We start from the raw sequence: 9513 nt of genomic DNA, 5'->3' as shown, positions 1-9513 counted from the left end.
AACTCGCTTTCCACGGCATCCACACCTCCCGCAGAACAAAAGCGGAAAGTGTAACCCATGTGCCCGGTACGTTTTGTCACCTATGTCTCGGGCCGCTCACCCCCGACATAGCCATGTTCGGAAACAGGGCCGGATTGCCGCACAACGCGGCGAGGCGGCCCTTGATGTCGATCCGAACGCTCCGGTCATCTTCGGCGTTGGCTTTGGTTCCAGCACCGCCCGGCCGGCTCGGGCTGGCGTGCACGATAATCGCCGTCACCAACTCGCGGATAGTCGCAAACTCGGTCGGCGTGCCGCGCTTGAACTCGTCGGCTAGTTCCACAACAGCGCGCTTGTAACGATCGAGCGCCTTGGGGTGCAGGGCGATGACGTTGTCGCTTTCCTTGGCGGCATCGAGCCTGGCGGTGACCTTGGCCTTCTCAGCCTCAAGCTCCTGCATCCGGGCGACGAACTGTTCTGGCGGCATGCCCGTGATCACGATGGAGTCAACGATACGCTTCATCTCGCGCCCGATCTCGCCGAGCCGCCGTTCCAACCGCGCCCATTCAGTAGTCGCCTCTTTCTTGAGCCGCTTGCGCTCGGCGTTATAGGCGTCGACAAATTCGGTGATCACCTCGGGATGCATGAGGTGCTGGCGGAGCCCCTTGACGGCGAGCGCCTCGATGTCGTCGAGATAAACGCGGCGGCCATTTCCGCACGATCCGCTTTCCCTATGGGTTGAGCACTGCAAGCGGAGACCTTTCGCGTCGCTGCCGATTGACGCCATGCCGCCGCCGCACGAACCGCACCTGATCAAACCAGAAAAGACCCGCTTCGGCGCGCGGGCCTTTTGCGCGGTCGCCGGCGTGGCGTCACGGCGGCGCTCGGCCTTGACAGCTTGCGCACCCCTGAATGTCGCATCATCAACGATGCGCAGATGCGGCGCCTCGACGATCTTGTATTGATCCTTTGGATTCGGGCGCGAGAGACGCTTGCGTGTCACCGGGTCCTTGATCATGCGGACTTTGTTCCAGATGATCCGGCCGGCATACAAATCGTTCATGATCAGCCCGCCGCCGCGCGACACGTTGCCGTTAATCGTTGATGCGTTCCATTGGCGCCCACGCGGCGGCCGCACACCGCGCTTGTTGAGATCGTTCGCGATCATGCGCGGCGTCTTGCCCGAGATGTAATCGGCGAAAATCTGGCAAACGATCTCGGCCTCGGCCTCGACGATCTCCAACTCGCCCGGCTTGCCCCGCACCGCGCGATAGCCATAGGCTCGGCCGCCGGCGTGCCGGCCATCGCGGATCACCCCCTCAAGTCCGCGCCGCGTGTGGATCACGAGATTTTCGATGAACATCTCGCTCATCAGCGCACGCAACGCGCCGTCGAGCTTGCCGACCTTGCCGGACACGGTGTGCAGTGACACGCCAAGGTGATCGAGATGCTTGCGGGCAGTGTGATAGTCGGCCTGATCGCGAAAAACGCGATCCAAATCTTCGGCGACAATCACGTCGAATAGTCGTGCCTCGGCGGCGCGCATCAGGGCTTGGAAGCCGGGACGGTTGATCGCGCCGGTCCCTGAGATGGCCCTATCCTCAAACGTCGAGATCACCGCCATGCCCTCGCGACTGCAAAGGTCGCGGCACGATGCAACTTGATCGTCGATCGACTTGTCGCTTTGCAGGTCGGAGGAGAAGCGGGCGTAAATGGCGGCGCGGATCATCGTCTTCGCTCGTCACAGGTTGGATGCTTGGCGGGTCACGATCTCGACCTGATGATCCTCTCGTGCCAGCCGTTTGGCAAGCTCCCGCACATAGCGGAGAACAGCCTCGTCTGGCCGATCCAGCGGTATCATAGGAGTCATGCTGCCGTCAGACGCAATCGCGGCCGGCGCCCGCAACGGGCGATCCAGCGTCAATGACGGATCAGGTTGATGATTGCGCTCCACCAGGAAGCATCAAGCAAAACGCACTGCTTCGCACCATCTACTTATGAACCAGAACATGCTGCTCGCCGCTGCTGCCTGTTCAAAACACACCTTTCGGGCCGACGCGATGATCCCGCCGTTCAGCCGAAGATGACTTATGAACAAGCACGTCGCCTCATGACGACGTGCTTGTTCATAACTCACTTCTCAAATCGCGAATTAGGTCTAGTTAGGATGCGTCCTGACGTAACAGGGCGCACGTCCATATGAATTGGCGTGCTTACTCTAGAAACAGGAGCACGACCATGTCAGTTCGCAAGCTGTTGTTATTTCCTGAACTGCACGACCACGGCGTTCCCTTCGGTCGCCGGTACATCGATCGTCTCGGAGCTGAGGGAAACTTTCCGAGACGCGTTCCGATCGGCGCCAAGCGAGTGGGTTGGATTGCCACCGAGATTGAGGGTTGGGTCAGTGCCGCGATTGCACTGCGCTCGCGCAACGTTGCGGCGCAGGCCCTAGCTGAGCGCGTCGACTAGTCGCGGAAAAGGCGGCCCGCCACAGGCCGCCTAATCATCACCACGGATCAGGAATATTCAGATGTACGATGACGATAACCGCGCGGACAGCGATACGCAAGTCGATACCAACGACCCGTCTCTCGCCTTCGCGATCGAATTCGGTTTCAATCCGCGCAAGCCGCTCAAGAAGAGCGACCGCCACATCGCTGCCGGTCTGCGTGTGTTGGCGCGATTGCGCGCGAACGGTCACAAGCTGATCAACAGCCCGAATGGCGCGTGGCTCTTTGGCGATGGCGGTTGGCGCCAGCTCGACAAGAACTGGCTCGCCATGCAGATCGAGCTCACTTGCGTCACTCTTGGCTTCAACAGCAACACCAAGCTGATCACCGAGACCCGCTGTTGGCTCTTGCGTCAGCCGGAGCTGTGGCGGGATGGCGGGCCGCAGCAGCAGTCGGAGGCGCGGCCATGAACATGCTCGCCCAAATCCTGAAGCAGCAGCGTCAGGCGGCCGTGTCGCCAGTGCCAAGGTGCACATCAGCTTCTTCAAGGACCCTTGCAGCCAATACCTGCACCACCGACAACCTGACCTTGATGGAATTGCGCGAGCGTGTCTTGAACGCTGCCGCGCGAGAGAAGGGCAAGCTGCCGTTGTTGAAGCTGGCGGTGTTCGGCACGAAGCGTAGCGCCAATGGCAGTCTGCGCCATGACGCCAACCTGACGCACATCACCGGCATCGAGTTGGAACATGACGACCAGAACATCGCCTTTGATGACGCCTTGAAGGCGGTTAGCGAACTGGGCATCTCCGCGCTCGTCTACACGTCGCCTTCGCACAGCCCTGGCGCAGAGCGCTGGCGCATCCTCGCTCCGACCTCGCAGCCGCTCCCGCCTGAGACGCGCGTCAAGCTGGTGGCTCGGCTCAATGGCGCCATGAAAACCAAGCGCGGCGCCCAGAAGATTGCTGCCAGCGAGAGCTTCGCGCTCAGTCAGCCTTACTATTACGGCTGGGTGATGAACAGGCCCAGCCTCGACCATCGTGCCGAGGTGATCATCGGCGACTTCATCGACCTGCGCGACGACCTTGCTCAATTCGAGGTCGTCGGGGCGAAGACAGCTGACCAAACATCTGCCGAAGAGAATGATCCGTTTTTCGAATACTCCGACCGTCACGGGCGGAAGCGCGGTAAAAGTGACGAAGAGTTGCTTGCGCTGCTGAAGCAGAGCCGCGCCACGCCCGGCAAGGGCTGGCGCGAGCCCATGTTGTTGTTCATTGGCAGCACCATCGGCAAAGGTTGGTCCGACCTCCAGATCAAGTTGGCGTGTGCGCCATACAGTGATGGCGGCATCGATGATCCCGACATTCAGGAGTTGATCGATTACACGCGCAAGAAGTTCGGAAAGCCAGAGCCGGATGAAGCCGAGGGCGGCGACGCAACCAACGCTGGTCCGAAGGCTGCGGTTGATCCGGTCGATCTGTGGGGCAAGTTCGAGCCGCCCTCGTTGCTGCGCGGGTTGCTGCCGGATGTCATCGAACGCTTTGCGCACGACCAAGGAATGGACATGGGTGCCGATATGTCGGCTATCGCCGTGTCGGCGCTGGCCGTCTGCGCGGGAGCCATTCCCGACAGCGTTCGTCTTCAGGTCAAGCGCCACAACACCGGTTGGTTTGAAGCTGTTCGGCTGTGGGTAGCGCTCGTCGGCCCGCCCAGCTCGAAGAAGAGCCCGATCATGACCGCAGCAGCCCGCCCGCTGCGCAAGATCGACGCCGATCAGGCGCGCGACTATGCCGACCAGCGCGCCGTCTATGACAAGCTGCCGAAGGAGGAAAAGCTCAAGACCAATCCGCCGAAGTAAGTACGCAGCATTCTTCAGGATACCACGATTGAGGCTGCGCAGGACAGCCCAGATGGCCTGCTTTGCTACCAGGACGAATTGTCTGGCTGGTTCGGTTCCATGGACAAATATTCCGCCGGTCGGGGCTCGGCCAAAGATCGTTCGTTCTGGCTGGAAGCATTTAACGGTAGCACCTATTCGGTGCAGCGGGTCGGACGTGGCCTGGTCTACATCGACAACCTGTCGATCTCACTCATCGGCGGCATCCAGCCGGAGCCCATCCGGCAGATTGCAGACGAAGCCGTGGACGACGGATTGTTGCAGCGCCTGTTGCCGATCATGGTGTCACCCGCCAAGGCTGGCCGGGATGAAGCTGCGTCTCCGGTCGTGGCGGAGTACACCGCTCTGATCCGCCATCTGCACTGCCTCGGCAACGCGACACTCCGCTTTGATGATGGCGCGCAGGCTTATCGACAGGAGTTGGAACTCAAGCACCTGAACTTGCAGTCTCTTGAGTTCGTCCACCGCAAACTTGCTGCGCATATCGGCAAGTACGACGGCATCTTTGCGCGGCTGTGCGTCATCTGGCACTGCACCGAGAATATGGTGGGCTTCGGCGATATTCCCGCCGTGATCAGCGAGGCAACGGCCCGGCGGGTTGGTGCCTTTCTGCGCGGTTTCCTGCTGCCGCACGCCATGGCGTTCTATACGACCGTGCTCGGGCTATCAAACGACCACGATTGCGTCACAGCAGTCGCGGGATACATCCTGTCTCACGGCCTGACGAAGATCACCAATCGCGACCTCAAGCGGGGTGACCGTGTCATGCGTCGCCTCTCGCCAGAGGCTGGACTGGCGGTGTTCGAGCAACTGGAGGCGTTTGGCTGGCTTGAGCGCACCCCCTCGCGATTGCGCGGCGCTCCCACGCATTGGTTGGTCAATCCGGCGGTGCATCAAAAATTTGCCGAGAGGGCGAAGGTCGAAGCCGCTCGTCGTGCAGAAGTTCGCCAGACGATTGCCGACGCTGTCGGCGGGGGAGTGGAGCCGTGAGCGGACGGGAGCCGCGCGCGGCTGGGCAATCGAGGGAGCGAAGTGTGTCGCGCCCGCGCGCGCACAAGGGACAATGGCGACAACTGTTCAGGCGGTGACGCGCCGACCGACCGCAACGCGGCCGAGTTGTCACCGGGCGTGAGACATAAATACAAAGTTCGACCCTTCTTATTTCTCTCGTCCATTCTCCCTTTTGCGCCGCGCGCGCAAAGGACATTGGAGACAGATCGTCGTGTCGAAAACTATTTGGTCGTCGCGCGCTCGGCCCGTCGTCACGGGCGATCATGACGATGAGTGCCGTCGTGCATCGATCCCAGTGTGTTGCATGTTACGGTGGCACAACACGATACAGAACACCGCAGGAGCCCGCGCGGCGGGCGCGGCGCAGCGGATCGAAAGCCGGTGACACCCCGGGGGTGGACTCGAAACGGGCCTGCAAAGCACCGAGAACCGCACCGGCTGGTCCTTATGCGATGGGATCAAATTCCTAGAAGGGGGTTGCCCATTTTGACGGCATTTAGCCCAGGAGGTCCACCGTGAAAACCAAGGCGAAGGCGCACCTTGCACCGATGGCCGCCGCCCAGCGCATGCGGGAACACCGCGCGCGCCAGGCGATCGGCGCTACGCGAATTGCCATTGATCTCGACGAGGACGACAAGGACTGGCTTCGCGGCCAGGGCACATTGACGGAATGGGATGAGCAAGATGGACGAGCGCTCGCGCAAGCTTTGAAGCTGGCACTGCAGAAACTGCATCGTAAGGTTACAGCGTAACAGAATCCGGCGATTTGCTATTGAGGAGATCGACTTCAAACCAGGTTGAGGGCAGACACATGGTCGTCCGGTTGACAGCGAGCGATCTGGACTATGGGCGTCGGATCGCCGCAACAAAGGCAAGGTGCCGGGTGGTTCGGCTTTCGCCCGAAATCGACGATCTAATTCCTATTGCTCGGCTGGAAAAGCGCATCCGCGAACTGCTGTGGCATCGCGACAGCCCCGATAACGTTTCGGCTGCGCGCATACTGGTTCGAGAACAGTCGCGGTTGCAGCTTGCCTACGAAAGGCGGCATGGCAAGCCAGCGGACACGAAGCACATGCCATGAACGGTCCAACTCCCGAAGAACGTCGCGCAGTGGAAGCCAAAGTGTCGCCCCAGCGGCGAGCCGAGATCGAAGGCCTCGTCAAATCGCTGGCCCCAGTGATCGGCGATTTCGTGCTGAAAGCAACCGCGCCGTTGAAAGAGCGGCTCAAGGAACTCGAGTCGCGCCCGACACTGCGTTACTTGGGCATTTGGGATGCATCGCGGACGTATCCGCCGGGGTCCTTCGTCACTCATGCGGGTTCGATTTGGCATACCGACGCGGAAAACACCGGTGTTCGGCCGGGTGAAGGCGGAAATTTTTGGCGACTGGCTGTGAAGCGTGGCTCAAAATGAAAGTATTGGACGAAGCAAACGCCGAGTTGTGCCGCCATCGCGATCTTGCGTTAACTGCCTATGCGCGCCGTCTGCTTGCTCGCGGTGCCGACATTGACGGGGAAGAGTTTCGTGCGGACTTGTCGAAATACGCCGGCGAGCTGGAGGTGTGGCGCAGCAAAGCTATGGATCGCTTGCGGCAATTTGTCGAGGCGATGACGGAGCGGCCGTCCGCGACGTTGCACTAACTGGCCGATGACGTTGCACTAACTGGCCGATCATGGCTCTAAGCACATCAAGGAGTTCGTCGCGCCATTAGTCTGCTGTTGTCTGGGATGTGGAGGCGCGTAAGGCGTTGGCGGCTGAGCCACCGGCGGCGCGCAGACTGGCGCAAGGCCGAGGTCGAGGCCGAGCGCTTTCGGGCGCAATGTCCAGGTGCTGATGATCTTCCGGCGTCCACCTTCTCACCAGTGGTTAGCGTGACTGTTCCATCGCGCCAGCGGCCCCCAGCCTGTTGCACGCCTATGCCTGCCTATACAATTCGCCGATTTGCGCCCAACAAGCGAGGTGGGCTGCTGGTCGCCGATCGGCCAGAATGAAAGTGCTGCTGCTGGTCGCGGAGCGAAGCGCGCCGGTGATGTTCGCCCGGATCGGGGTCGTGCGCCTGTGAGGGAAAGCGCCCTGGAGCGCAGGGGGGCTTCAGGAGCGCCCCAGGGCCGCCCACTCCATGCCGGCGACGGCGTAAAGGCCGGCATGATCGCCTACGGCGTTGCCCAAGGCACCGCCTATTGAAATGCCCCTGCCTTAATCGTCATGATGATGATGGTGGTGGTGATGCTCATGCGGGCTGCCCCCGCCAGACCGCGCAATCGCGTTAGACGTCAGCGATGTCGACAGCAGCAGCGTCATCGCTGGAGGCGTCACGGCGGCAAACCTACCGCAGGTCTTTAAGAACTCCCGGCGGTCCTCGTCTTCTGTGGCGCTTGGCATGCTTCACCTCCGGTCGGTGGCGTGCGGATATTAAACCAAACGGAATTTAAATAAATCAAAATAAATTAAGTTCCTTTTATTATTTAAAAGGCCGCGAGCAGCCTCAGGCAGGTGGGTGTGTCCGCTACCGGACAGACCGGCCGTTGGTTGCATGTTAGAAATTTACAATTTGAAGCCAACGGTTTGGAAAATGTTTGACGCCGCCCGATGTCAAGAACTCGCGATTGAATCCAAGGCCCTTGCTAAATCATCCGATATTTCCGCCGAACGAGCAATTTTGTTGAAGAACGTCGCAAGGACCCTCACCGGATTAGTTAATCAATTGGACCGGCTTGCCTCTCTGACGAGAGACGAAGCGCGTCACGCACGAGCGGCCGATGATCGCCCTGGGGCCGAGCCGGAAGACGGCCAACGTCTTTAGGATCGTGAGATGAGGTCGCCGGGGGCCGTTTTGCGCATCAGGGTTGAAGCGCCCGCGTCAGATCGGAACACAATAAGGAGGAGAGGCGGCAATATTATTACCGATTGGAACCTTGGAGAACCCGAAAAGATTTCCGGTCACAGCGAGTCATGAAGGAGGATTTCATGAAGCGCCATCGGTTCAAACAGGACAAGACGCTAGGCGAGCGGCTTATCAAGGAAGCGCGGTTAGCGAGGGAAAAGGCAGATCAATTCCCGCCAGACGACGCGGAGCGTGAAGCGTTTTTGAAGAAGGCCCACGAACTCGATGCCGCCGCCAACATTGATGGATGGCTCAACTCGCGCGGATTGCAGCCACCGAAGTAAGGCGTGTCGTTCAGGCTGATTTGGCAAGCTAGAGGGAGGTGCATTTGGCAGCCGACCGGGTTTTGAAAATTGCCGATTGCAGGACCAGGCGTCGTTTTCGGCGGGGGTTCTAGTCTCTATGTTGTATTTCAATCTGTAAGAGAGGCCGCCTCAATGGGCGGATTCTCTTCTGTGCCCGGTGTTAGACTGCCTATGGTTGGGATGGTCGCGGCGCTGGAGCGCCGACGCCTAAAAAGCAAGGCCCCCGGCTTGCGTTTTGAATGTTGCCTGCTGGCGCGAAGTGGTCCAATCGGCCGTTGAGGTCCGCTGTTAGTTGCAGATCGGACCTGCCGCTCTGCTCATAGCTCGCGCGCCATCGCCGGGTGAGTGCGGTTCTTCACTTTGACCCAAAACTTGCTCCGTCCGGATTGATAAGGCCGGTCGCGCCGCTTGGACACTAGCCCTTCTAGCCCCAGTTTGCAGTCAGCTCGAAACAGATCAGGCCAAGCTCGCCACGCTCGAAGGGATTGACGAAACACGCCCTCAGGACGCCGTGCCAGTAGGCGCTCCAAGTTCACCTTCCGCATCGACAGAGCCGGCTCCGGAAATCTGCACAGGACGTTAAGTGGAGTTTCTGCCTGACGACGGGCACGATAGGCCCGCGAATCAGGAGAGACGATGAGCAGACGAGCACGCCGGAATCACTCACCGGCCTTCAAGGCGAAGGTGGCTCTGGCCGCCGTCAAAGGCGATCGGACGATAGCCCAACTGGCCGAGCATTTTGACGTTCACCCCAATCAGATTACGGCGTGGAAATCGCAGCTTGAGGGCAATGCTTCCGGGATTTTCGGACCAGGGGGCGGGCCGCCGGCCGCGCCCGCAGTCGATGTGAAGTCGCTGCATGCCAAGATCGGAGAGCTGACGCTGGAGAATGATTCCTAAGAAACGGCAGCAACTACTTTCGGCTCCAAGGGCTGGAGAACAAAGCCGAATGCCTTGGCACGCCGATGCAAATTGTTGACCACTCGCGTC

General features: G+C 60.2%; 12 protein-coding genes and 2 pseudogenes. 10 read left to right on the top strand and 4 right to left on the bottom strand.

The features are described 5' to 3' along the window. Positions 1–76: 76 nt before the first annotated feature. Positions 77–1708: a recombinase family protein gene (locus IVA82_RS16070; RefSeq protein WP_247384201.1), complete on the bottom strand. Its 1632-nt coding sequence runs from the start codon at positions 1706–1708 to the stop codon at positions 77–79. A 12-nt stretch (positions 1709–1720) separates the two neighbouring features. Next, positions 1721–1933, bottom strand: coding sequence for a hypothetical protein (locus IVA82_RS16065; protein ID WP_247384200.1), 213 nt, complete (start codon positions 1931–1933; stop codon positions 1721–1723). 284 nt (positions 1934–2217) lie between these two features. Between IVA82_RS16065 and IVA82_RS16060 the strand changes: the two genes are divergently transcribed. Beyond that, complete coding sequence (locus IVA82_RS16060; RefSeq protein ID WP_247384198.1) at positions 2218–2448, top strand: AlpA family phage regulatory protein; 231 nt, start codon at positions 2218–2220, stop codon at positions 2446–2448. A 61-nt stretch (positions 2449–2509) separates the two neighbouring features. Continuing rightward, positions 2510–2899, top strand: coding sequence for a hypothetical protein (locus IVA82_RS16055; RefSeq protein ID WP_247384197.1), 390 nt, complete (start codon positions 2510–2512; stop codon positions 2897–2899). Positions 2900–2930: 31 nt separating this feature from the next. Here IVA82_RS16055 and IVA82_RS16050 read toward each other — a convergent pair whose 3' ends face one another. After that, positions 2931–3104, bottom strand: a complete 174-nt coding sequence (locus tag IVA82_RS16050; RefSeq protein ID WP_247384203.1) for a hypothetical protein — start codon at positions 3102–3104, stop codon at positions 2931–2933. Between IVA82_RS16050 and IVA82_RS48970 the strand changes: the two are divergent. The 5 genes and pseudogenes from IVA82_RS48970 to IVA82_RS16025 all read left to right on the top strand — a co-directional run bounded on the left by IVA82_RS48970 (position 3022) and on the right by IVA82_RS16025 (position 6974). After that, positions 3022–5313, top strand: a pseudogene (locus IVA82_RS48970) (DUF3987 domain-containing protein). The gene IVA82_RS16050 and the pseudogene IVA82_RS48970 overlap by 83 nt on opposite strands. 536 nt (positions 5314–5849) lie before the next feature. Then, positions 5850–6086 (top strand): hypothetical protein, encoded by a 237-nt coding sequence (locus IVA82_RS16040; RefSeq protein WP_247384195.1) that lies wholly within the window; start codon positions 5850–5852, stop codon positions 6084–6086. Between the two features lie 59 nt (positions 6087–6145). Beyond that, positions 6146–6415: a hypothetical protein gene (locus IVA82_RS16035; protein ID WP_247384193.1), complete on the top strand. Its 270-nt coding sequence runs from the start codon at positions 6146–6148 to the stop codon at positions 6413–6415. Beyond that, a complete protein-coding gene (locus IVA82_RS16030) occupies positions 6412–6747 on the top strand; it encodes a hypothetical protein (RefSeq protein WP_247384192.1) in 336 nt (111 codons plus the stop codon). Before IVA82_RS16035 ends, IVA82_RS16030 begins: the two co-directional genes overlap by 4 nt. Next, a complete protein-coding gene (locus tag IVA82_RS16025; protein ID WP_247384190.1) occupies positions 6744–6974 on the top strand; it encodes a hypothetical protein in 231 nt (76 codons plus the stop codon). Before IVA82_RS16030 ends, IVA82_RS16025 begins: the two co-directional genes overlap by 4 nt. A gap of 556 nt (positions 6975–7530) precedes the next feature. Here the strand turns inward: IVA82_RS16025 and IVA82_RS16020 are convergent. Continuing rightward, positions 7531–7716, bottom strand: a complete 186-nt coding sequence (locus tag IVA82_RS16020) for a hypothetical protein (protein ID WP_247384188.1) — start codon at positions 7714–7716, stop codon at positions 7531–7533. Between the two features lie 190 nt (positions 7717–7906). Here IVA82_RS16020 and IVA82_RS16015 point away from each other — a divergent pair, with 190 nt between their 5' ends. The 3 genes and pseudogenes from IVA82_RS16015 to IVA82_RS16005 form a co-directional block, all read left to right on the top strand. Then, on the top strand, positions 7907–8137 hold the full coding sequence (locus IVA82_RS16015) for a hypothetical protein (protein WP_247384186.1): 231 nt from the start codon (positions 7907–7909) through the stop codon (positions 8135–8137). 164 nt (positions 8138–8301) lie between these two features. After that, positions 8302–8502, top strand: a complete 201-nt coding sequence (locus IVA82_RS16010; RefSeq protein WP_247384185.1) for a hypothetical protein — start codon at positions 8302–8304, stop codon at positions 8500–8502. Between the two features lie 657 nt (positions 8503–9159). Beyond that, positions 9160–9417: pseudogene (locus IVA82_RS16005) on the top strand (transposase); the annotation flags it as partial. Positions 9418–9513 lie beyond the last annotated feature (96 nt).

The organism is Bradyrhizobium sp. 142 (genome assembly GCF_023074015.1).
Lineage (GTDB): Bacteria > Pseudomonadota > Alphaproteobacteria > Rhizobiales > Xanthobacteraceae > Bradyrhizobium.
The sequence above is the reverse complement of the archived record's forward strand: the minus strand, read 5'-3'. Positions and strand labels throughout refer to the sequence as shown.

Coding starts and splice junctions, on each gene's coding strand:
- IVA82_RS16035 (WP_247384193.1), top strand. CDS start 6,146: ATGGTCGTCCGGTTGACAGCGAGCGATCTGGACTATGGGCGTCGGATC.
- IVA82_RS16070 (WP_247384201.1), bottom strand. CDS start 1,708: ATGATCCGCGCCGCCATTTACGCCCGCTTCTCCTCCGACCTGCAAAGC.
- IVA82_RS16025 (WP_247384190.1), top strand. CDS start 6,744: ATGAAAGTATTGGACGAAGCAAACGCCGAGTTGTGCCGCCATCGCGAT.
- IVA82_RS16020 (WP_247384188.1), bottom strand. CDS start 7,716: ATGCCAAGCGCCACAGAAGACGAGGACCGCCGGGAGTTCTTAAAGACC.
- IVA82_RS16060 (WP_247384198.1), top strand. CDS start 2,218: ATGTCAGTTCGCAAGCTGTTGTTATTTCCTGAACTGCACGACCACGGC.
- IVA82_RS16055 (WP_247384197.1), top strand. CDS start 2,510: ATGTACGATGACGATAACCGCGCGGACAGCGATACGCAAGTCGATACC.
- IVA82_RS16030 (WP_247384192.1), top strand. CDS start 6,412: ATGAACGGTCCAACTCCCGAAGAACGTCGCGCAGTGGAAGCCAAAGTG.
- IVA82_RS16010 (WP_247384185.1), top strand. CDS start 8,302: ATGAAGCGCCATCGGTTCAAACAGGACAAGACGCTAGGCGAGCGGCTT.
- IVA82_RS16015 (WP_247384186.1), top strand. CDS start 7,907: ATGTTTGACGCCGCCCGATGTCAAGAACTCGCGATTGAATCCAAGGCC.